Source organism: Actinomycetospora succinea, assembly GCF_004363095.1.
Taxonomy (GTDB): Bacteria; Actinomycetota; Actinomycetes; order Mycobacteriales; family Pseudonocardiaceae; genus Actinomycetospora; species Actinomycetospora succinea.
In genome coordinates, this window is sequence record NZ_SNYO01000015.1 from 95,299 (window position 1) to 115,414 (window position 20,116).

General features: G+C 73.4%; 26 protein-coding genes. 9 read left to right on the top strand and 17 right to left on the bottom strand.

Features of this window, described 5'->3' with window-relative positions; genetic code table 11:
* Positions 1–30: 30 nt before the first annotated feature.
* The 4 genes from EV188_RS30380 (at position 31) to EV188_RS30395 (ending at position 2,343) form a co-directional block, all read left to right on the top strand.
* The gene (locus EV188_RS30380; protein ID WP_133830076.1) at positions 31–987 is read left to right on the top strand and encodes a sucrase ferredoxin; all 957 of its coding nucleotides are present in this window, start codon (positions 31–33) and stop codon (positions 985–987) included.
* 105 nt (positions 988–1,092) lie between these two features.
* A complete protein-coding gene (locus EV188_RS30385) occupies positions 1,093–1,362 on the top strand; it encodes a GlsB/YeaQ/YmgE family stress response membrane protein (protein ID WP_133830077.1) in 270 nt (89 codons plus the stop codon).
* A 37-nt stretch (positions 1,363–1,399) separates the two neighbouring features.
* Positions 1,400–1,879 carry a MarR family winged helix-turn-helix transcriptional regulator gene (locus tag EV188_RS30390; RefSeq protein WP_133830078.1) on the top strand — a complete coding sequence of 160 codons (480 nt, stop codon included), beginning with the start codon at positions 1,400–1,402 and terminating at the stop codon, positions 1,877–1,879.
* 26 nt (positions 1,880–1,905) lie between these two features.
* Positions 1,906–2,343: an OsmC family protein gene (locus EV188_RS30395; RefSeq protein WP_133830079.1), complete on the top strand. Its 438-nt coding sequence runs from the start codon at positions 1,906–1,908 to the stop codon at positions 2,341–2,343.
* A gap of 6 nt (positions 2,344–2,349) precedes the next feature.
* On the opposite strand, the gene EV188_RS30400 is transcribed toward EV188_RS30395, so the two are convergent.
* From EV188_RS30400 to EV188_RS30415, 5 genes are all read right to left on the bottom strand, one after another.
* Positions 2,350–2,748, bottom strand: coding sequence for a hypothetical protein (locus tag EV188_RS30400; RefSeq protein WP_133830080.1), 399 nt, complete (start codon positions 2,746–2,748; stop codon positions 2,350–2,352).
* Between the two features lie 170 nt (positions 2,749–2,918).
* A complete protein-coding gene (locus EV188_RS32085) occupies positions 2,919–3,092 on the bottom strand; it encodes a hypothetical protein (protein ID WP_166660176.1) in 174 nt (57 codons plus the stop codon).
* Between the two features lie 125 nt (positions 3,093–3,217).
* Complete coding sequence (locus EV188_RS30405; protein WP_133830081.1) at positions 3,218–4,177, bottom strand: helix-turn-helix transcriptional regulator; 960 nt, start codon at positions 4,175–4,177, stop codon at positions 3,218–3,220.
* A 176-nt stretch (positions 4,178–4,353) separates the two neighbouring features.
* Entirely contained in the window at positions 4,354–4,809 is a 456-nt protein-coding gene (locus EV188_RS30410; RefSeq protein ID WP_133830082.1) for a hypothetical protein, read from the bottom strand.
* A gap of 204 nt (positions 4,810–5,013) precedes the next feature.
* On the bottom strand, positions 5,014–5,322 hold the full coding sequence (locus tag EV188_RS30415) for a hypothetical protein (RefSeq protein WP_133830083.1): 309 nt from the start codon (positions 5,320–5,322) through the stop codon (positions 5,014–5,016).
* Positions 5,323–5,515: 193 nt separating this feature from the next.
* Between EV188_RS30415 and EV188_RS30420 the strand changes: the two genes are divergently transcribed.
* The gene (locus tag EV188_RS30420; RefSeq protein WP_133830084.1) at positions 5,516–5,887 is read left to right on the top strand and encodes a hypothetical protein; all 372 of its coding nucleotides are present in this window, start codon (positions 5,516–5,518) and stop codon (positions 5,885–5,887) included.
* 403 nt (positions 5,888–6,290) lie between these two features.
* Here the strand turns inward: EV188_RS30420 and EV188_RS30425 are convergent, their stop codons facing one another.
* The 4 genes from EV188_RS30425 to EV188_RS30435 form a co-directional block, all read right to left on the bottom strand.
* The gene (locus EV188_RS30425) at positions 6,291–6,512 is read right to left on the bottom strand and encodes a hypothetical protein (protein ID WP_133830085.1); all 222 of its coding nucleotides are present in this window, start codon (positions 6,510–6,512) and stop codon (positions 6,291–6,293) included.
* 68 nt (positions 6,513–6,580) lie between these two features.
* Positions 6,581–7,345, bottom strand: a complete 765-nt coding sequence (locus tag EV188_RS30430; protein WP_243742107.1) for an ANTAR domain-containing protein — start codon at positions 7,343–7,345, stop codon at positions 6,581–6,583.
* A 174-nt stretch (positions 7,346–7,519) separates the two neighbouring features.
* Positions 7,520–7,681, bottom strand: a complete 162-nt coding sequence (locus EV188_RS32090; protein ID WP_166660177.1) for a hypothetical protein — start codon at positions 7,679–7,681, stop codon at positions 7,520–7,522.
* Positions 7,678–8,091 (bottom strand): helix-turn-helix transcriptional regulator, encoded by a 414-nt coding sequence (locus tag EV188_RS30435; protein ID WP_133830086.1) that lies wholly within the window; start codon positions 8,089–8,091, stop codon positions 7,678–7,680. Before EV188_RS30435 ends, EV188_RS32090 begins: the two co-directional genes overlap by 4 nt.
* A 420-nt stretch (positions 8,092–8,511) precedes the next feature.
* Between EV188_RS30435 and EV188_RS30440 the strand changes: the two genes are divergently transcribed.
* Positions 8,512–8,880: a hypothetical protein gene (locus tag EV188_RS30440; RefSeq protein WP_133830087.1), complete on the top strand. Its 369-nt coding sequence runs from the start codon at positions 8,512–8,514 to the stop codon at positions 8,878–8,880.
* A gap of 94 nt (positions 8,881–8,974) precedes the next feature.
* On the opposite strand, the gene EV188_RS30445 is transcribed toward EV188_RS30440, so the two are convergent.
* The 5 genes from EV188_RS30445 to mshA form a co-directional block, all read right to left on the bottom strand.
* The gene (locus tag EV188_RS30445) at positions 8,975–9,178 is read right to left on the bottom strand and encodes a hypothetical protein (protein ID WP_133830088.1); all 204 of its coding nucleotides are present in this window, start codon (positions 9,176–9,178) and stop codon (positions 8,975–8,977) included.
* Positions 9,179–9,334: 156 nt separating this feature from the next.
* Complete coding sequence (locus EV188_RS30450; RefSeq protein WP_243742108.1) at positions 9,335–9,961, bottom strand: helix-turn-helix transcriptional regulator; 627 nt, start codon at positions 9,959–9,961, stop codon at positions 9,335–9,337.
* Between the two features lie 421 nt (positions 9,962–10,382).
* Positions 10,383–11,969: an AMP-binding protein gene (locus EV188_RS30455; RefSeq protein WP_133830089.1), complete on the bottom strand. Its 1,587-nt coding sequence runs from the start codon at positions 11,967–11,969 to the stop codon at positions 10,383–10,385.
* A gap of 284 nt (positions 11,970–12,253) precedes the next feature.
* Positions 12,254–12,736 (bottom strand): type III secretion system chaperone family protein, encoded by a 483-nt coding sequence (locus EV188_RS30460; RefSeq protein WP_208114437.1) that lies wholly within the window; start codon positions 12,734–12,736, stop codon positions 12,254–12,256.
* Positions 12,737–12,792: 56 nt separating this feature from the next.
* Positions 12,793–14,061, bottom strand: a complete 1,269-nt coding sequence (mshA, locus tag EV188_RS30465; protein WP_133830116.1) for a D-inositol-3-phosphate glycosyltransferase — start codon at positions 14,059–14,061, stop codon at positions 12,793–12,795.
* 159 nt (positions 14,062–14,220) lie between these two features.
* On the opposite strand from mshA, the gene EV188_RS30470 reads away from it, so the two are divergent.
* Positions 14,221–14,994, top strand: coding sequence for an SDR family NAD(P)-dependent oxidoreductase (locus EV188_RS30470; RefSeq protein WP_243742109.1), 774 nt, complete (start codon positions 14,221–14,223; stop codon positions 14,992–14,994).
* Between the two features lies 1 nt (position 14,995).
* Here the strand turns inward: EV188_RS30470 and EV188_RS30475 are convergent, their stop codons facing one another.
* The 3 genes from EV188_RS30475 to EV188_RS30485 all read right to left on the bottom strand — a co-directional run bounded on the left by EV188_RS30475 (position 14,996) and on the right by EV188_RS30485 (position 18,641).
* Positions 14,996–16,141, bottom strand: a complete 1,146-nt coding sequence (locus EV188_RS30475) for a L,D-transpeptidase (RefSeq protein WP_133830092.1) — start codon at positions 16,139–16,141, stop codon at positions 14,996–14,998.
* A 48-nt stretch (positions 16,142–16,189) separates the two neighbouring features.
* Positions 16,190–17,359, bottom strand: coding sequence for a L,D-transpeptidase (locus EV188_RS30480; RefSeq protein ID WP_133830093.1), 1,170 nt, complete (start codon positions 17,357–17,359; stop codon positions 16,190–16,192).
* Between the two features lie 148 nt (positions 17,360–17,507).
* Entirely contained in the window at positions 17,508–18,641 is a 1,134-nt protein-coding gene (locus EV188_RS30485; protein WP_133830094.1) for a UDP-N-acetylmuramate dehydrogenase, read from the bottom strand.
* Between EV188_RS30485 and EV188_RS30490 the strand changes: the two genes are divergently transcribed.
* Together EV188_RS30490 and purU are read left to right on the top strand one after the other, a co-directional pair.
* Positions 18,628–19,128, top strand: coding sequence for a DUF2505 domain-containing protein (locus EV188_RS30490; RefSeq protein ID WP_166660178.1), 501 nt, complete (start codon positions 18,628–18,630; stop codon positions 19,126–19,128). The two genes, EV188_RS30485 and EV188_RS30490, sit on opposite strands and share 14 nt — an antisense overlap.
* 3 nt (positions 19,129–19,131) lie before the next feature.
* Positions 19,132–20,025 carry a formyltetrahydrofolate deformylase gene (purU, locus tag EV188_RS30495; protein ID WP_133830096.1) on the top strand — a complete coding sequence of 298 codons (894 nt, stop codon included), beginning with the start codon at positions 19,132–19,134 and terminating at the stop codon, positions 20,023–20,025.
* Positions 20,026–20,116: the final 91 nt, after the last annotated feature.

Here is a 20,116-nt window from a genome sequence, read left to right on the forward strand (position 1 = left end):
GCGGGCGACCGGGGCGGGTATGACTGGGAGATGACCTCGAGCGAGCCGAACGGCGCGACGTTCCGCTGCTCGGACGCCGCCCGCGACCGCGACGACCCGTTCGTCGCGACCGCGCCGCCCGCCCGGTGCTGGCTGCTCGTCGAGCACCCCGGGCCGTGGGGTCACCAGGCGCTCGGCGACGCCGGCTACGCCCCCGAGGTCCTCGACGCGATCGACGCCTTCTGCCGCGCCCGCGGCGCGCGCTTCCAGCTGATCCGCCGGCCGCGCATGCGCGGCGAGCCCCCCGCCGACCGCGGCCGGTTCGCGGTCGTGGACACGACGCCGGGCGCCGAGTCGGTGCGCTGGGGCCGCGTCGACTCGCCCGACGGCCTGCCCGCCGCCCTGGCCGACGTGGAGGCGGTGACCACGCCGTCGCCCGAGCCCGTCTACCTCGTGTGCGCTCATGGCCGCCACGACGCGTGCTGCGCGATGCGCGGGCGCCCCGTCGCCGCGGAGCTCGCGACCGCCTACCCGGAGCGCACGTGGGAGACCACGCACACCGGCGGCGACCGCTTCGCCGCCAACGTCGTCCTGCTCCCCCACGGTCTGGTGCTCGGCCGTGTGCCCGCCACCGAGGCGGTCGCGGTCGTCGAGCGCTACGCCGCGGGCGAGGTCGACACGGTCTGGGTCCGCGGGCGCTCGTTCCTCACCCCGCCGGCGCAGGCCGCCCAGCACCACGCCCGCCTGGCCCTGCACGAGTCGCACGTCGACGCGCTGCGCGTCCTGGGCGTCGAGGCCCGCGAGGACGGCGCCACCGCGGTGCGCCTCGACGGCGGCCCGGAGCGCGGGGCGCTGACGGTCGTCGTGCGCGAGCGGTGGGTGTCCTCCCCCACGCCGCTCACCTGTTCGGCCGGGCGCGCCGCGTCGATGCGCGTGTTCGACCTCGTGGATCTCGCTCCCGAGATCGGGACGCCGGCCGGTGTGCCGGTCACGGGCGTCGTCGGGTGAAGCGAAGGTAAACGCAGAGAACCGGCGTGGGACACTGGTTGAGCCCGTCGGAACAGGGGAACGTGGCCGCTGCACGGCACGTACTCCTGGAACGGAGCGGGACCCATGATCCTCACCATCCTCGGCTGGATCGTCTTCGGACTGATCGTCGGCTTCATCGCCAGGGCGCTCGTGCCCGGCAAGGACAACATCGGCATCCTCGCGACGATCGGTCTCGGCATCCTCGGGTCCGTCGTCGGCGGCCTGGTGTTCTCGTTGTTCAGCGGCCGCATCGAGCTCTCCAACCCGCTCGGCTGGATCGGCTCGATCATCTTCGCGATCATCCTGCTGGTGATCTACAACAAGGTGAGCGGCCGCAAGAAGCTGCAGCGATAAATTGTGCACGATGTAGTCGTGCGCTAGGTTCGGCGCGATGAGCACCGACGAGGGCGCACCGGAGGACCTGCTGCTCTCCGAGCAGGCCTGCTTCGCGCTCTACTCGGCGTCCCGCGCGGTCACCGACGTCTACCGCCCCCTGCTCGCCGAGCTGGGGCTGACCTACCCGCAGTACCTCGTCCTCCTGATCCTCTGGGAGTCCGAGCCGCGGACGGTCCGGGACGTCGGTGCCGCGCTGGCGCTCGACTACGGCACCGTCTCGCCGCTGCTCAAGCGGCTCGAGGGCACCGGGTTCGTCGAGCGGCGTCGCGATCCCCGCGACGAGCGCACCGTCACGGTGCACCTGACCGACGCCGGTCGCGCGCTGCGCGGGCGGGTCGCCCACGTGCCCACCACGATCGGCTGCGCGCTCGGCCTCGACGACGAGGCGCGCCGCGAGCTCATCACGCTCCTCCGGACGCTCACCGCCTCGACGATCGCGTTCCGCGGCGCCGACGCCGAGTCGTCCGCCGGCTGAACCGAACGCACCACAGGAGGACACCGATGCCGAGCCGCGACGCGACCACCCACTGGGAAGGCGGCCTGCAGGACGGGACGGGTCAGGTGACCCTCGACTCGTCCAACGCGGGTCAGTTCAGCGTCTCGTTCCCCACCCGCGCCGAGGACCCCAACGGCCAGACCAGCCCCGAGGAGCTCATCGCCGCGGCGCACTCGTCGTGCCTGGCCATGAACCTCTCCGGCGTGCTCGGCGGCGAGGGGCTCACCGCGACGTCGATCGACGTCAGCGCCGAGGTCACGCTCTCCCCGGCCAAGGGCGGCGGCTTCGAGATCAGCGGCATCGCGATCACCCTGCGCGCCGACGTCGACGGCCTCGACGACGCGAAATTCCAGGAGCTGGCGAAGACCGCCGAGCAGACCTGCCCCGTCTCCAAGGCGCTGGCGGGCACCACGATCACGCTGGACGCGTCGCTGGGAAGCTGACCCCGGTCAGTCGCCGTCCACCACGGGCAGGGGCTGGGTGTCGCCGCGGCGCTCCCCGGGTTCGTGCTCCGGCTCGGGCGCCGGCCGCCAGAGGGCCAGACCGGCCACGACGACGGCCGCGAACACCAGCCCCACACCCAGGTACACCAGGGCCGACGCCACGCCGGGCTCGCCGGCCACCAGGTAGGTCAGGCCGGCCTGGCCCGACCAGGCGAGCAGGAACTGCCGCGCCCGCAGGGCCTCATGGCGCACCGCGACCAGGAGCACGGCCTGCACCGCCACGAGCACGACGACGAGGGCGACCGCGAGCCCGCCGGTGCCCGCCAGCAGCATCGCGGCGGCGACCCCGGCGGCGGCGAGCGCCGACACCGTGGTGACGGCGACGGACGTCCGGTGCGACTCCACAGCACCTCACGGTACGAGCGCGGCGAGGCCCCGTCGGTCACGCGGGGGGAGGGCGACCGACGGGGCCCGGGCATCGACCGCCACCGGCCGCGCCGAGCTGCGAGCGAGCTCACAACTCCCCGCTGACGGTCCTCCCTCGGACGATCCTCGTCAAGGGAACAATGTGTGCGCTATTCGTCCAGGATCTCCTCGCCGCGTCCGGCCGCGGACAGACGGCGCCCGAAGGAGTCACCGCTGAACCGCGCGGCGCGGGCGATCGCCGCCAGCTGCTCGAGATCCCGCTCGCCGAGCCACTCCGAGAACGCGGTGCTCGTCTCGGGCGGGTCGTCGGCCAGCGTGGCCATGAGGGTCGTGGTCGAACCGCATCGTGGTCCCCGTTGGTGTGCGGTGACGCCGGAGCGGCTCGCGGTTGAACCGGACTGCCGCGTCCGATGGTGCCTCACCGGACGCGGCAGCGGGAAGGACACGCTCAGCGCCGGAGTGTCTCGCTCGGGGAGTACCCGTACGCGCGGCGGTAGTCGACCGCGAACCGTCCGGCGTTCGCGAAGCCCCAGCGGGCGGCGATGCCGCCCACCGTGTCACCGCGAGTGGGGTCGCCGAGCTGCAGGTCCTGGTGCGCACGGTCCATGCGCACGCGGCGCAGGTAGTCCAGCGGGGACTGTGCGCGGTGGCGACGGAACGCCGCCTGCAGCCCGCGCGGCCCCATCCGGGCCGCCTCCGCGACCTGGGCGATGCTGACGTCCTCGTGGGCGTGGGCCTCCATGAACTCGATGGCCCGGCGGACGGTGGCGGGCTCGACGACGTCCGGACCGCCCACGTCGCGATGGTCGAGCGTGCTGTTGGGGAACACGGTCAGCACGCCGGCGGCCAGCTGGCGCAGCGTCTCGGCCCGCACCAGCCGCGTGCCCATCAGCTCGTCCTCGGCGAGCAGCGCCCGGTCGACATGGTCGACCAGGGCCGTCCAGTACCGGGCGAGCGCCGTCGACCGCGGCGTCATGGTCCCGAAGAGCACCTCGGAGGGCCCGAGCCCGGAGATCTCGGCGCCGACCCGCTCGACCTCCTCGAGGTCGAGCGTCGTCAGCCGCAGGGCGACGGTGTCCCACCCCGCAGCGTGCGACGACCAGTGGGGCGCCAGCATCAGGTGCGCCGCGACGTCGTGGCCGTCGGCGGTGACCCACAGACCACCCTCCAGGACCTCCACCACGATCATTCGCCGGGGCGGCTCCACCTGGGCCCGGAAGCGTCCCGTGTGCCGCATGCGGCTGACGCCGAACGCCCCGGCGAACGACGCCGTGAGGTCGAACGCGAACCCGTCCCTGGCGATCGGCTCGTACCGGAAGTGCGCGTAGCCGTGCTGGTGGGCCGCCGCCACGTCGGGGTCATCGGTCGAGACGTGGTGGCGGTGGACGGAGGTCGTGGCGTCGGTCATCGCCCCCAGAAGATATGCCGATCGAGCGATGACCGATATCCGGTCAGCGAACGGGCTGCACCGAGGACGCGCAATTTCGCCCGTTCAGCCGCGCAGTGGGTCCTCCGGGGATTCCTCTCCGGTGCTCATGGTGTACGCGGCGGCGACGGTCGCCGTGCCGGCCTCGGGAGCGCCCGCTACCGGCCCCGCTCCTGCGACTCGGCGTCGATCTCCCGTGCGACGGCGCCGGTCTGACGGTCGACGTCGTCCTGCTCGCGGTCGATCTGCTGACGGGACCGACGCAGCGCCTCCCGCGACCGCTCGATGGCCCGGTCGGTGCGGGCGGTCGCCTCCGCGGCCCGGTCGAGAGCCGCGGCCGACCGGTCGAAGGGATCGGCCGTCGGTCGGCCGACGGCCCGGGCCAGGGCGTCCAGCGAGGCCTCGCGCTCGTCGGCCCGGTGCTCGCGCTGGTCGGCGAGCCGCTCGCGCTCGTCGGCCTGGTGATCGCGCTCATCTGCGGACCGCTCGCGCTCGTCCGCGCGGCCGTCCCTGATGTCGGCCTCGATCTCGCGCGTGTCGGCGGCCGACTCCCGCACGGCGCTCGCTCCGGGTCCGGAGGCGGCGTCGTCGGGGGTCACGGAGTTGCTGCTCATCGCGGACCGGCGGCCTCCCTGGTGGACCAGCGCACTCGTAGCGCTGGGGCACACGACGCCCCGGGACCGACCGGGACGGTGGGACCAGGGTCCCACAAGCTGGCCTCTCAGCGTAGCGGTTGGCCACGCAGACGAGACGGCGTCCTCGCGGTCGGTCCGTGCTCGTGGGGACACGCATCGCCCCACCGACGGGACGGCCGTCGCTCACTCCGTCGGCGGCACGTCCCACGTCGCCCGCAGCTCGGCGCTGTCCTGACGCTCGCCCTCGGCTCTCGCCCGCGCGCGCCGCGCCGACCGGAGCTCGTCGTCGGAGTCCGTCTCCTCCAGCCCGGCCGCACGCTCGCGGGTGGACGCGAGCCGGTCGAGCGTCACGGCGATGTCGTCCCCGGTGCGGGCCAGGCGTCCCGCGATCTCCCTGGCCCGCTCGCGTGCCTCCGTCGCGCGCCGCCTCGCGGTGCGAGCGCGCTCGTCGGGGGCTCCGTCCTCGTGCGGCCGAGCCTCGTCAGACGCCACCACCGCTCCTCTCATCGTCTCCTCGATGCGGAGCCGGTCGGAGGCTACTCCCGGAACCCGGGCGGAAGCCCGTCTCTGGATCGGGGACCGCAGCAGGAGGTGGCGGAGCATCCGGACGGGGCGACAGCGCCGACCTCGGCGGGTGGAAAACGGTCTCTCGCGTCCCGCGACTCGGCGCAGCACACTTCAATCCGTGGACGACGACACCACGTGGGAGATGGACAGCACCGGCCCCACGGACACCGGCGACGACGGCAGGGGGCGCGACCTCTCGCGCGATCCGCTGGAACTGGCCTGCGAGGACATCAATTTCGCCCACTCCATGGCGCGCGACGCGCACCGCCTGCGTGACCGGGTGCTCGACGTCCTCGTCGACCTCAGTCTGGGCTGGGATCGGACTGCCGCGAGACTGGAGCGCACGGCGGCGATCGTCGGGCCCGGTGCCGCGCAGGAGCGGCTGCGTGCGGCGGCGGACCGAGCACTCGCCCACCGAGGAGACGCTCGATGGCGGTGGCGGCGACTCGCGGCCGTCGCCATCGGGGAGCGCCCTCCGCCCGGGCCGTAGGGCACGCCGGTCGGCGGCCCGCAGATCAGTGGTGCGTGTCCCCTGAGCGCGCAGTCGCCGACTCTCGACGCGCTCCTCCTCCGCGAACGCGCGCGCCCGCTGCGCGCCGCGCCGTTGCTCGCGAGCCTGCTCGCCGACGGCGTCCGCCGCGCGCTCGTCCCTCCGGTCCGCGACGTCGTCGAAGGTCTCCGCGACCTGCTCGGCCGTCGACCCGAGCTGTTGCCTCACCTGGCGCGCGTGGTCGCAGGCCTCGGCGGCCTGCCCGAGCGCGACCTCCGCATCCGCCTCCGCGGCACGGTGTCGGTGGACCCCGAGCTCACCCATCGCTGCCGGAGCCCGTCAGGACAGCGGTGTGTCGGTGCACGGGGCGGTGTCCCTGTCGTCGTTCCTGCGCATCCGCGTATCACGGTCCGGACGGCGGGTCGGTCCGCGAGGGGAGCGCCTCGCCGTCCTCGAGGAGCAGGCGCAGCCGGCCTTCCACGACCGGCGAGTGCTGGATCAGGAGGTGCTCGGCGCGGACCAGTAGGGACCGGACCTTGGCCTCGTCCGCGCGCTCTTCGAGCCGCTGCGCCCGATCGTGCGCGGCCCGCATCCGCGCACGGAGGTCGTCGTGCTCGTCGGACACCGACACGCACCTCCTCGCCGGCCGTGTGTCGCGGACGCCGCGGCGTCCTCGGGTCCGTGGATCGTCTCTCAGGTCGCGATGCCCGGAGATGACTGCTGACCGTCCGCTGTCGTCTCCTCGTTGCGGCGCAGGGCCTCCCCGACGAGCCAGCTGGCGACACTGAGCAACTTCATGTTGGTCTCCTGCGAACTGGTGCGCAGCATGGCGAACGCGGCCTCGTCGGTGATGCCGAACCGCTCCATGAGGATGCCCTTCGCCTGGGCGATGACGTCCCGGCTCTCCAGCGCACGGATCAGGTGCTGGGCTTCCTCGGCACCGTGCAGCAGGGCAGCGGCCTGCGCGGCGAAGGCGGTGGCCACGAGCCGGTGGTCGTCGTCGAAGGCCTGGGGCTCGGTGGCGTAGAGGTTCAGTGCCCGTCGGGGACGGCCGTTCGCGGCGGCGAGGTGGATCGAGAGGATCGATCGGTAGCCCAGGTGGGCGGCGAGCGGCGCGAACCGCGGCCACCGGTAGGAATCGACGCCGCCGAGGTCGACGGCCACCACCGGGCCGTCCGCGGGGTCGCCGCGCAGCGCGGTGACGCCGGGCCCTTCCTCCAGCTCGGCCTGGTACCCGTCGAGCCGCCCGACGTGCTCGTCGGTGGCGTGACCGGCCTCCACCCTGTCGTCGCGGCAGCAGGTGATGCCCGCGCCCGCCGCACGGGGGACGACCTCGAGGGCGGTGGCCGTGATGTCGCCGAGGGTGAGGTCGACGTTCCGCAGGCGACGTCGCGCGACCAGGTCCTGGACGCTGCGGTGCAACGGCGCGACCGGGTCGTCGCTCGACCGTGGGCTCAACGGCAACACCCCCGCCTCGGGTCCGACCGACGTCGCACGATGGCGCGCGCGACAGCTGCGCCGGCAGTCGGCCGTGCGCCCGACCGTGGTGGCAATCTACCGTTCTGGTGCGCAGATCGCGTCCGGGAGCGCCCCTCGCCGAGGGGGGTCTGCCCCGGGCCGGCGTGGCGTCGATCAGCGTGAGACTCGGTGGCGGCTGGTCCCGTTGGTGCTCGCCCGCGGCGTCGACGGCTCCCGAACGGAGGCGGCGGCGATCTCGTCGGCCGCGAGCAGGTGCAGGCACGCCTCGACGACGGGCGAGATCGCGATGTGTTCGGCGCGGGCCCTGGCGATCACGGCCCGCAGCGAGGCCTCGACCGCGCGGTCGTGGAGCTCCCCCGCCCCCGCTGCACGGCGTCGAGGGCACGCCCGTGCAGGTCGGACGGATCGGGGGAACCCGGGACCGCCGGAGTGCGCAGGGTCCGGCTGGGGGAGCATCCGAAGGCCTGCCGACACTCGCTCGTGAACCGGCCGGCGTTCCCGAAGTGCCAACGGTTCGCGATGTCTCCCACCGTGACGCAGTCGGCCCGGTCGGCCGCGAGGAGATCGCGGTGGGCACGGTCCAGCCGGACACGACGCAGAAGGCCCAGCGGCGTCTGCCTGTGGTGCTTGCGGAACGACTGCTGCAGCCCGCGGACCCCGATGGGCACCGCGGTGGCGAGCTCGGCGACGTCGCGATCGTGGGTCCGAGCGATCGTTGCCAGCATCGTCGAGGCCTGCTCGAGGTCCTGGCGGAGCGCGCCATGAGCACGCCGGTCGCGACGTCGACCGCATCCGGGGCATCCGACACCCCACCCTCCTCGCGCCGGCCTGCCCGCGTGAGCGGAAGCCGACGACGCAGGAGTGCCGCATCTCGTCGTCCACAACCGACACGACCCTCCTCCCGTCGGCGGCCGTGGACACACAAGTCGCAGCGCCGCGCTGGGCGGGAGCCTGCTCGCGGGCGCGGAGGTCCTTGCGCAGGACCTCACCCGATCGCCGTCGACAGCCCCATCACCTGCACGAACAAGATGCAGACCACTCCCACGCCGCGCCCGTGCTCCGTGGTGGTTCCGTGAATCGCCCCGTACGGCCCAGCGAGGGGTAGGTATCGCGCGCGTTGGACGTCGCGATGCAAACTTGGCCCCATGGACGGCCACATGCCGTGGGAGCTGGACACCACCGGCTCCACGGGCATCGACGAAGCCTGGTCCGGCGGTACCGCTACCGACCCGCTGCAGGAGGCGTGCGGGGACCTCAACTTCGCGAACTCGCTCCTGCGCGACGCGCACCGGCTGCGGGCCCGGGTGCTCGATGTGCTCGTCGACGTCAGTCTCGGCCGGGAGCAGGCGGCAGCGAGGCTGGATCGCATCGCGAGAGACCTCGGGCCCGGTGCGGCGCAGGACCGGCTCCGATCCGCGGCGGCACGGGCACGAGCCAACCTCGACGCCACTGAACGTCGGTGGCGGCGACTCGCGGCCATGGAGATCGAGGAGCCATTCTTGCCGGGTCGCTAGCAAGCACCCGCAGTCGGCCGTCTCGAACGGGGCCCGCGTCGCCCTGGCGAAGAACCCTACCCGAACCGCCGGCCCGTCCGTCAGCACTGGTGGTTCAGCTCGGCAGGTCCCACTGTTCGCGCAGTCGCCGGCTCTCGGTGCGCTCCTTGTCCGCGAACTCTCGTGCACGCCTCGCGTCGCCCCGGTGTCCAGAAGCGTCCTGCGAGTCGGCGGCGTCTGCCTGCACATCCTTGCGGTGGGCGACGTCCTCGAAGGTCTCCGCAACCCGCTCGGCGGTCGAACTGAGCTGCTGGGCCACGTCCCGCGCGTGTCGCTGGGCTTCGCTGGCCCGCTCGCGTGCGGCCTCGGCGCTCGCCTGGGGGTGGCGGCGTCTGCTGCCTGCAGCCTCACCCATCGATGTGTCTCCCGGATCTCCGGCGGTGCCCTCGGCCTCTACGGCCGGCGCACGTGTTGGTCAGCGGTGGAGTGTGTGACTCGGGCTGCACCCGAAGATCTTCCGGTGCTCGACGGAGAATCGGCCGGCGTTGGTGAAGCCCCGTCGTGCGGCGATCTCGGAGACGGTGTCGCCCTTGGTCGGGTCGCCGGCCACCAGGTCGACGTGGGCGTTGTTCATCCGCACCGAGCGCAGGAAGGCCATCGGTGTCTGCCCGCGGGATTTCTGGAACGCGCTCTGCAGCCCTCGGGGTCCCACTCGCGCCGCACGGGCGATGTCCTCGATCCCGATGTCGCTGTCTGCGTTGGCCGCGATGTACGCCATCGCCCGGCGCACGTGGGCTGGTTCGTCGGCCGGCTTCAGGCGAACGGTCGAGTCGCCGCAGCGCGCGACGAGCCACGAGGCGTAATCATCGACGCCTGCTTCGCTGGTGGAAGCCAGCTCTTCCAGCATCGTGATCGCCCGTTCGACGGTCACCTGGTAGCGCTCGACGAGCACGCCCGTGGCGAGATCGATGGGGTTCATGGCGACGGTCATCGCGGTCTCCTCGGGTTGCCCGACCAGCTTGTTCGAGCGTTCGTGACCGGTGCTGTGGCCATTGAGTTGACCGCGCTCTTGACTTTCGCACACAGCAACCTGCGAGCGCACGGTTCATGTCCTCGGCTCACGGCACCCGGCTTCGGGGTCTCTCCCTCGGCGGCGCGGGCTCTGCCCTGCCGGGCCGCTCGTGCGGGTGCAAGCGCCCCTGCCGTCGATGGCCGGCTCTCGTTGCGATCCTGCGCGAGCACCTGGACCCGCTACGGCGTCGCGCCCGACGGCCGGCTGTTCCCGGCGCTGACGACCGGCGGGCGGGTCCGCGAGTCCGTCTACACCCGGACCTGGAAGCAGGCCCGCGCCCGCATCCAAGATCTACTCGACGGAGAGGCTTGATCGACTATGCACGATCCGTTCCGTGCCTGTTCCGTGGAACCCGGACACCACGCCGTACCGTTGCGGAGCCTCACAGAGACTTCACAACGTCATCCGGCGTTCGTGCAGGTCAGAGGCCCGAAACGGCGGGTCAGCGACCCTACGCGGGAGCCTGCTCCCGGGCGCGAAGGTCCTTGCGCAGGATCTTGCCCGACGCCGACTTCGGGATCTGGTCGATGAACTCGACGACGCGGACCTTCTTGTGCGGGGCGATGCGCTCGGCCACGAAGGACATCACGTCGTCGCCCGAGAGCTCGGCGCCCTGCTGCAGCACCACGAACGCCTTGGGGATCTCCTCGCCCTCGGCGTCCTTGACCCCGATCACCGCGGCGTCGGCGATGCCGTCGTTGGTCAGCAGCAGCGCCTCGAGCTCGGCCGGCGGGACCTGGTAGCCCTTGTACTTGATCAGCTCCTTGACCCGGTCGACGATGTAGAACACGCCCTCGTCGGTGACGGTGGCGACGTCGCCGGTGTGCAGGAAGCCGTCGGCGTCCAGGGTGGAGGCGGTGGCCTCGGCGTTGTTGAGGTACTCGCGCATGACGTTGGGCCCGCGCACCCAGAGCTCGCCGCGCTCCACGCCCTCGGCGCCGGTGTCCGGGTCGACGAGCTTGCACTCGACGCTCGGCAGCGCCACGCCGATCGACCCGAGGTCCATGTCGGGGCGGTCGTCGGGCATGCAGTGGCTGACCGGGCTGAGCTCGGTCATGCCGTAGCCCTGCAGCATCGTGCAGTTCAGGCGGCGGCCCACGGCGGCGCCCAGCTCGGCGTCGAGGGCGGCGGCGCCGGAGAACACGATGTCGACGCAGTCGATGTCGTACTGGTCGACCATCGGGTGCTTCGCCAGCGCGACCGCGATCGGCGGCGCGATGTAGACGCGGTCGACGCGGTGCTCGGAGATGATCCGGAGGAACTCGGCGAGGTCGAACTTCGGCATCGTCACGACCGCGGCCCGGGCGTGCAGCCCCTGGTTCATCATCACGGTCATGCCGTAGATGTGGAAGAACGGGAGCACCGCGAGGATCTTCGTGTCCGGCGAGACGTGCGTGCCCATCTTCTCGATCTGCAGCAGGTTCGCGAGCAGGTTGCGGTGGGTCAGCACCACGCCCTTGGCCCGCCCCGTGGTGCCCGACGAGTACGGCAGCGCGGCGACGTCGTCGCCCGAGAGCGAGACCGACGGGCGCTCGGCGGTCGTCGCGAGCACCTCGGAGAGCGACGTCTCGGTGATGACGCCGGAGACGCTCGGAGCCCCGTCGATGACGATGATCTCGGAGACCGCCAGCCCCTCCTCGTCCAGCGCGGCGCGCGCCCGGTCGAGGAAGGCGGACACGGTGACGAGCACCTTCGACCCGGAGTCGCGCAGCTGGTAGGCGAGCTCGTCGGGCGTGTAGAGCGCGTTGACCGTCGAGACCGCGAGGCCGGCGGCGAGCGCCCCGTGGAAGACGACGGGGTAGTACGGGTTGTTCGGCGCGAACAGCGCGATGACGTCGCCGGGCCCGAGGCCCCGCTCGCCCATGCCGGCGGCGAAGCGGTCGACGGCGGCGGCGAGCTCGCCGAAGGTCGTCTGCGCGCCCGACGGCCCGTCGATGATCGCCACCCGCTCGGCGGCGTCGCCCAGGTCGCCGAAGAGGAACTCCGGCAGGCCCGTGTCGGGGACGTCGATGTCGTCGTAGGGGCTGCGAACGATCATGCGGGAGGGACTCCTCGTCGAGCGGGGCGCGGGTCGGCGACGGACAATCTATCGACAGGTCCGGTATCGCGCGCACTGCGTGATCGCTTCGGGGGCGTACGAGGAGACGTCGTCACCCGTTCGGCGGCAGACGATGCCTTGTCCTGTGCTTTGCGTGGTGGGAGGCTACGTAACCGGACGCCGATCCACATTCATCGGGTCGGCTCGAGACGGCCGCCGTGAGCGGCTCCCTTACGCCCGTCGCCGGCGTCGGATGCCCCCCGTCCCACGCCGGCGGCGTGGCCCTATGTCCTGCCGTCCTCCACCAGGTGCGCGAACGCCGAGAGGTTGGCCAGCGACTCGCCGCGCGACTCCCGCCACGCCCACTCGCGGCGGATCGAGGTGACGAAGCCCAGCTCGAGCAGGGTGTTGAAGTCGCCGTCGGCGGCCTCCAGCACCTGGCCGAGGATCTTGTCGATCTCCTCGTCCACCACGGCCACGAGCGGCACCCGCCCGACGAGGTGGATGTCGCCCGCGCGGTCGATCGTGTAGTGCACGCCGTAGAGCCGGGCGTTGCGCTGCAGCAGGAAGCGGTAGACCTCCTCGAGGTTCTCGTCCGCGTGCCGGCACACGAACGCCTCGACGAGCAGCGCGTGCGGGGTGAGCACCAGCCAGCAGTGCGTCGCGAGCTTCTTCGTGCCGGGCAGGGTGACGAACAGCCGCCCCGGTCCGCGCCGCAGGTAGGTCAGCTCGCGCTCGTCGAGCGCGGCGACCAGGACCTTCTCCAGCTCCTCGAGATCGGGCTTCGATGGTCCGGCTCCGCTGCGCTCCGCGTCCGCCGCGCTCACACCGCCACCCCCGCCGCCCGGTCGCGGGCCAGGGAGCGCGAGGCCTCGGCGTAGGTGGCGAGCAGCGCGTCGGCGGTGCGGTCCCACGAGAACATCGCGGCGTGCTCGACGGCGCCGGCCGCCAGGCGCTGGCGCTCGGCCTGGTCGAGGCCCACCCGGGAGAGCGCGTCCGCCCAGTGGCCGGGGTCGTGGTCGGTGACGAGCAGCCCGGAGCGCTCGTGCGCGACCGCGGTCGGCAGGCCCCCCACGGCGGCCGCGACCACGGGCGTGCCGCAGGCCTGGGCCTCGAGGGCGACGAGACCGAACGACTCGGAGTGGCTGGGGACGGCGACGACGTCGGCGGCCCGGTAGACCTGCGCGAGCTCGTCGCCGCCGCGTGGGGGCAGGAAGCGCACGACGTCGGCGATACCCAGCTCGCGGGCCAGCGACACGAGCGACTCCGGCTCGGCGAGCCCGGAGCCCGACGGCCCGCCGACGACGAGGACGACGAGACGCGCGCGCAGCTCGGGACGGCGCGCGAGCATCGTCGCGGCCGCGCGCAGCAGCACGTCGGGGGCCTTGAGCGGCTGGATGCGCCCGACGAACGCGAGCGTCACGGCGTCCGGCCCGATCCCGAGCGCGGCGCGCGCCTCGTCGCGGCCGCGGGCCGGCGTGAACGTGCGCAGGTCGACCCCGGGCGCGATGGTGCGCACCCGGTCGGGGTCGGCGCCGTAGGCGGAGATCAGGTCGTCGGTCTCGGCCTGGGTGGAGGTGACCAGCCGGTCGGCCTCCGCGACGACCTGCTCCTCGCCGACCACCCGCGACAGCGGCTCGGGGCGATCGCCGTCGGCGAGCGCGGCGTTCTTGACCTTGGCGAGGGTGTGCGCGGTGTGCACCAGCGGCACGCCCCAGCGGTCGCGCACGAGCCACCCGACCTGCCCGGAGAGCCAGTAGTGGCTGTGCACGACGTCGTACCAGCCCGGCTCGTGGCGGGCCTCGTCGCGCAGGACGCCGGCGGTGAACGCGCACAGCTGGCTGGGCAGGTCCTCCTTGCCGAGCCCGCCGTACGGACCGGCGGTGACGTGGCGGACCAGCACGCCGGGCGCGAGCTCGGCGACCGGCGGCAGGTCGGACGACGTCGCCCGCGTGAAGATCTCGACCTGGACGCCGCGCTGGGCCATGCGCCGCGCGGTCTCGACGACGTAGACGTTCATGCCGCCGGCGTCGCCCGTGCCGGGCTGCGCGAGCGGGGACGTGTGCAGCGAGATGACCGCGACGCGGCGCAGCTGCCCGGGATGGGCGCGGATGACGGGTTCCGGGGGTCGGGAACGGGGGGCCGCCGCTGCCGTCACCGTCGTCGCCGCCGGGGTCACCCCGCCAGCTTAGGTGCGCGGCTCCCGATCGGCTTCGTCGATCTCGGTCCGCCGGGTCCTAGGGTGCGGGGCGTGAGCGCGCCGAACCCCGGATCCGATCGCCCCCTCGTCGTCGTCACCGGTGCCAGCTCGGGCATCGGCGCGGCCAGCGCGCGGGCCCTCGCCGCCGACGGCTGGCACCCCGTGCTCGGGGCCCGGCGCGTGGAGCGCCTGCAGGAGATCGCCGACGAGGTCGGCGGCACCGCCCTGCCCCTCGACGTCACCGACGCCGACTCCGTCGCCGCCTTCGCCGCGTCGGTGCGCGAGCTGGTCGACGGCGGGGCGCCCCTGCGCGGCCTCGTCAACAACGCCGGCGGCGCCCAGGGCACCGAGAAGGTCATCGAGGCCGACGAGGACAAGTGGCGCTGGATGTGGGAGTCCAACGTCCTCGGCACCCTGCGCGTGACCAAGGCGCTGCTGCCGCTGCTCATCGACTCCGGCGACGGCCACGTCGTCACGATCACCTCGATCGCCGGGCTCGAGGTCTACGACGGCGGCTCGGGCTACACCGCCGCCAAGCACGCCGAGGGCGCGCTGCACCGCACGCTGCGCGGCGAGCTGCTCGGCGAGCCCGTGCGCGTCACCGAGATCGCGCCGGGCGCGGTGGAGACCGAGTTCGCGCTGGTCCGCTTCGACGGCGACGAAGCGCGCGCGGCGAAGGTCTACGAGGGCATCACGCCGCTCGTGGCCGACGACGTCGCCGAGGTCGTCGCGTTCGCGATGAGCCGCCCGTCGCACGTCAACCTGGACACCATCGTGCTCAAGCCCCGCGACCAGGCCACGGGGATGCGCTTCCATCGGAGGTGATCTAGAGGGCCGACATGCCCTGCCACTGGTCCCAGGGGATCGCCCAGTCGTAGATGTCGCCGTCGCGCTCGGAGTAGTCGACCCCGGAGCCGGTGACCTCGACGGGGTCGCCGTACATCGCGCTGTCGTAGAACGCCTTGGCGTCGTTCTCGGACAGGTTGATGCAGCCGTGCGTGACGTTGCTGGAGCCCTGCGCGCCCGCCGACGCGGGGTTGGCGTGGATGAACTCGCCGTTGTTGCTGATGCGCACCGCCCAGCGCTCGACGAGGTCGTAGCCGTACTGCGCGCTGGTCATCCGCTTGTTGGTGAACTTCTCGGACACCACGTGGATGCCCGAGCGCGTGGTGCGGTTCGGGTCGGAGTCGAGCCCGTAGCTCGCGGGCACGTCCATGACCTGCGCGCCGTCGCGCTCGACGACCATGCGGAAGCTGTTCACGTCGGCCCGCACGATCTGGGCGCGCCCGATGGTGAACGACGTCGTGAGGTCCTCGCGGCCCCACGCGCCGCCGCCGAACGGGACGCCGAGCAGGTCGGCCGCGACGTCGACCTTCGTCCCCGGCTTCCAGTACTCCTTCGGGCGCCAGTGCGCCCGCGAGCCGCCGTCCTGGTCGGGCAGCCACGCCCAGGAGCCCTCGGTGGGCACGCTCGTGCGGACCTCCAGCGCCCGCTCGGCGGCCGCCTTGTCCTCCACCGGCGCGGAGAACTGGACGGTGATCGGCGCGCCGATCCCGACCTCGCGGTCGTCGCCGATGTTCAGCGTCGCCCGCACGGTCTCGCCCGGCGCGACCGTGGTGAACGAGCCGGTGACGGGCGACGAGCCCCCGCCGGGTGCCGTGGCCGTGCCGCCCCACGTGTAGGTGGCGCCGTAGGCCAGCGGCCCGTCGGGCGTCCAGCGCTTGCGGTCCGGCGAGAGCGTGCCCGCGACGGGGCCGCCGGGTGCGGCCGTGAGCGTGACGTCGGTGAACGTGCCCTCGGTGGTGGCCGCGACGCCGGCCCGCGGCGCGACGTCGGTGGCGTTCGTCGCCGGCGTCACGTCGACGCGGACGGGCGGGGGCGGGGCCGCCGGAGCCGACCCCGGTGCCCCGGACCCGCAAGCCGTCAGCACCACCAGCAGTCCGCCCAGCAGCGCGACCAGCGCCCGACCCATGCGTTCCCCCGCTCGTGGTCCGAGGGTCCATCGTGTCAGCCCGACGCCCTACGCGAGAGCCGACATCTCCCGCCACTGGTCCCAGGAGAGGGCCCAGTCGTAGACGTCGCCGTCGGCCGCGGAGAGCTGCACCGGGGAGTTCGTCACCTCGACCGGGTCGCCGTAGAGCGCGGTGTCGTAGTACGCCCGGGCGTCGGCGGTGGAGAGGTTGACGCAGCCGTGGGTCACGTTGCTCGAGCCCTGCGCGCCCGCCGACGCCGGGTTGGCGTGGATGAACTCGCCGTTGTTGCTCATCCGCACGGCCCAGTGCTCGACCAGGTCGTAGCCGTACTGCGCGCTGGTCATCCGCTTGTTGTCGAACTTCTCGGTGACGACGTGGACCCCGGAGCGCGTGATGCGGTTCGGGTCGCTGCCGAGCCCGTAGCTCGCCGGCACGTCCATGACCTGCTGGCCGTCCCGGATGACGACCATGCGGTGGCTCGTCACGTCGGCGCGCACGATCTGCGAGCGCCCGACGGTCAGGTGGCTCGTGAGGTCCTCGCGCCCGTAGGCACCGTCGCCCAGGTTCACCCCGTACAGGTCGGCCGAGACGTCGACGACCGTGCCGGGCTTCCAGTACTCCTTCGGGCGCCAGTGGACGCGCGAGCCCATCGCGTCGTCCGGGAGCCACGCCCACGAGCCCTCGGTGGGCACGCTGGTGCGGATCGACAGGGCCCGCTCGGCCGCGGCCTTGTCGGTGACCGGCCCGTCGAACTGCACGACGACCGGCGCGGCCACGCCCACCGTCGCGTCGTCGGGCTGCGCGAACTGCGCCCGCACGACCCGCTCCGGGGCCACGGTCGAGAAGCCGCCGGCCACCGGCGTCACGGCCCCGTCGGCGCCGACCGCCGTGCCCGACCACGTGTAGGGCTTGCCGTAGCCGAGCGCCTCGGTGGCCGCCCAGCGGTGCCCGTCGGGGCTCGTCGCGCCCGCGATCGCGCGGCCGTCGGCGCCGGTCAGCGCCACGTCGCGCAGGGTCGCGTCAGGCGCGGAGACGCTGATCTCGCCGCCCGGGTCGACGTCGGTGCGGCCGGGCACGGCCGTGGTGGTCACGCTCGGGGGCGCCGCATCGGCGGCCGTCGACCCCGGCGACCGGGGCGTCGCCCCCGCCGACGCACATCCCACGACGACCGCGGCGACGGCGATCAACGCCACCGCTGCCGCCAGCACACCCTGCACGCGTCCCCGCACCGAGGAAGCCCCCTCCTGATCGATCCACCGATCGCACGACGCGGTCGGCCCGGAGGTGGTTGTCAGGGCGGCGGCCCGCTCACACGGGTGGCCCAGCGATCGTGAGTGGGGTCTCGGACGAGCAACCCACCGGCGTCTACATCGCGCAGGCCACCAGCACGGGCTCGGGGACGAGGACGATGCCGAACGCCGCGTCGACGTGGTCGCGGACGTCGCGGGCGAGGGCGAGCAGGTCGTCGGTGGTCCCGCCGCCGCGGTGGGTCAGCGCCAGCGTGTGCTTCGTCGACACGCGGACCGGCGAGTGCTCCCCCGGATGGCCGCGCGGGATGCCCGCGCGCTCGATGAGGGCCGCCGCGGAGAGCTTGACGCGCCCGTCGGGCTGCGGCCACGCGGTGATCGGCACCTGGCCCCGCTCCTCGGTCCGCGCCGCCACCCGCGCGGCGGTCTCCGTGTCGACCACCGGGTTCATGAAGAACGAGCCGGCGCTGCGGCTATCGGCGTCGTCGGGGTCGAGCACCATGCCCTTGGCCCGCCGCAGCCCCAGCACCGCCTCGCGGGCGGCGGCGACCGGCACCCGCGAGCCCGGCGCGACGTCCAGGGCGCGGGCGAGCTCGGCGTAGCGGATCGGCGCCGAGAGCCCGTCGGTCGACAGGCGGAACCGCACAGCCAGCACGATCTCGCCGTCGACGTTGCGGGGGCCCTTGAGCCGGCTCGTGCGGTAGTCCAGGTCGAGGTCGGCCGCCGCCACGGGACCGCGCCGCCCGGTGCGCCGCGCGTAGAGGTCGACGCCGACGAGCAGGTCGGCGACCTCGACGCCGTACGCGCCGACGTTCTGCACCGGCGTCGCCCCGGTCCGCCCCGGGATGCCCGAGAGGCACTCCAGCCCGCCGAGCCCGGCCGCGACCGTGTCGGCGACGAGGGCGTCCCAGTCGTGGCCTGCCTCGACGTGGAGCACGACCGTGTCGTCGCCCTCCTCCACGACATGGTGGCCGCGGTTGTCGAGCAGCAGCACCGTGCCCGCGAAGCCCGCGTCGCCGACGACGAGGTTCGACCCGCCGCCCACCAGCAGCAGCGGCTCGCCCGCCCCGTCCGCCGCGCGGGCCCGCTCGACGATCTCGTCGGCGGTCGTGGCGTGCACGAGCCGGCGGGCGGGGCCGCCCAGGCCGAGGGTGGTGTGGGGCGCGAGCAGTGTCGTGTCGAGCGCCGTGTCAGTGGTCGGGCCGGGTGTCACGCCGTCCGACGGTAACCTCCCGCCCGTGCCACGCCGCATCACCCACCGCGCCACCTGGGACGCGCCCGCCGAGACCGTGTACGCGGAGCTGGTCGACGCCGACCACCTGCGCGAGCGCCTCGCCGAGCTCGGGGGCAACGACCCGGCGCTGCTCGAGCACGCCGTCGACGACTCGGGGGCGCGGCTGCGGCTGCGCCACTCGGTGCCCGTCGAGTTCCTGCCCTCGGTGGTCCGCCGCTTCACCGGCGACGACCTCGTGCTCGACCGCCACGAGACCTGGACGCCGCGCGCCGGGGGTGGGTACGACGGCACGTTCGAGGTGACCGTGCGCGGCCTGCCCGGGACGATGTCGGGCACCCAGCGCCTCTCCGACAACGGGGGCGGCGCGGTGAGCGAGGTCGACGGCCAGGCGACGGTGAGCGTGCCGATGGTCGGCGGGAAGATCGAGGGGGTCGTCGTCGAGCAGGTCGGGAACCTGCTCGACGCCGAGGACGCCTTCACCCGCCGCCGCCTCGCGCGGGGCTGAGGCGTGCGCCGGCTGGTCATCACGCTGAGCTGCCCGGACCGCACCGGGATCGTCGCCGCCATCACCGGCCGGCTCGCCGGGATCGGCGCCTCGATCACCGAGGCCGCCTACCACGCGGACACCGCCGCGGGCTGGTTCTCGACCCGCCAGGTGGTCGACGGCGAGTCCGTGCCGGGCGGCGCCGACATGCTGCGCGCGGTCATCGGGCAGGTCGCCGCCGAGCTCGCGGTGCCCGGCGGCGAGCCGGTGCGCTGGCGGGTCCGCGACACCAGCGAGCCCCCGCGCGTGGTGCTGCTCGTCAGCAGGGAGACGCACTGCCTGCACGACCTGCTCGGCCGGGTCTGGGGCGGCGAGCTCGACATGGACGTGCGCGCGGTCGTCGGCAACCACGACGTGCTGCGCCCGATCGCCGAGGCCCACGGGGTGCCGTTCCACCACGTGCCGTTCCCGTCGCGGGCCGAGGACGACGAGGCGCGCACCGGCCGCGACGCCGCGTTCGCGAAGGTCGCCGAGATCGTCGACCCGCACGACCCGGCCGCGATCGTGCTCGCCCGGTTCATGCAGGTCCTCACGCCCGCGCTGTGCGACCACTGGGCGGGCCGGGCGATCAACATCCACCACAGCTTCCTGCCCTCGTTCGTCGGCGCGCGCCCGTACCACCAGGCGCACGCCCGCGGCGTGAAGCTCGTCGGCGCCACGTGCCACTACGTGACGCCGGACCTCGACGCCGGCCCGATCATCGAGCAGGACGTCAGCCGCGTGGACCACGCCGACACCCCGGAGGACATGATCCGCCGGGGCCGCGACGTGGAGAAGCTCGTGCTGGCCCGCGGCCTGCGCGCGCACCTGGAGGACCGTGTCCAGGTGCACGCCGGCCGGACGGTGGTGTTCCGCTAGATGTACTGGGCCATCACGTTGGTGACAGGCGGGTGATCGGGGCTCGGCCGCGGCAGGCGGTGTGGGGACGTCGGGTGTTGTAGTACTCGAT

What these genes read in the sequence shown, in the direction of transcription:
- EV188_RS30380 (WP_133830076.1), top strand. Translation starts at nt 31, where the DNA reads ATGACCTCGAGCGAGCCGAACGGCGCGACGTTCCGCTGCTCGGACGCC.
- EV188_RS30385 (WP_133830077.1), top strand. Translation starts at nt 1,093, where the DNA reads ATGATCCTCACCATCCTCGGCTGGATCGTCTTCGGACTGATCGTCGGC.
- EV188_RS30390 (WP_133830078.1), top strand. Translation starts at nt 1,400, where the DNA reads ATGAGCACCGACGAGGGCGCACCGGAGGACCTGCTGCTCTCCGAGCAG.
- EV188_RS30395 (WP_133830079.1), top strand. Translation starts at nt 1,906, where the DNA reads ATGCCGAGCCGCGACGCGACCACCCACTGGGAAGGCGGCCTGCAGGAC.
- EV188_RS32085 (WP_166660176.1), bottom strand. Translation starts at nt 3,092, where the DNA reads ATGGCCACGCTGGCCGACGACCCGCCCGAGACGAGCACCGCGTTCTCG.
- EV188_RS30405 (WP_133830081.1), bottom strand. Translation starts at nt 4,177, where the DNA reads ATGACCGACGCCACGACCTCCGTCCACCGCCACCACGTCTCGACCGAT.
- EV188_RS30410 (WP_133830082.1), bottom strand. Translation starts at nt 4,809, where the DNA reads ATGAGCAGCAACTCCGTGACCCCCGACGACGCCGCCTCCGGACCCGGA.
- EV188_RS30435 (WP_133830086.1), bottom strand. Translation starts at nt 8,091, where the DNA reads ATGCTGGCAACGATCGCTCGGACCCACGATCGCGACGTCGCCGAGCTC.
- EV188_RS30440 (WP_133830087.1), top strand. Translation starts at nt 8,512, where the DNA reads ATGGACGGCCACATGCCGTGGGAGCTGGACACCACCGGCTCCACGGGC.
- EV188_RS30455 (WP_133830089.1), bottom strand. Translation starts at nt 11,969, where the DNA reads ATGATCGTTCGCAGCCCCTACGACGACATCGACGTCCCCGACACGGGC.
- EV188_RS30475 (WP_133830092.1), bottom strand. Translation starts at nt 16,141, where the DNA reads ATGGGTCGGGCGCTGGTCGCGCTGCTGGGCGGACTGCTGGTGGTGCTG.
- EV188_RS30485 (WP_133830094.1), bottom strand. Translation starts at nt 18,641, where the DNA reads ATGCGGCGTGGCACGGGCGGGAGGTTACCGTCGGACGGCGTGACACCC.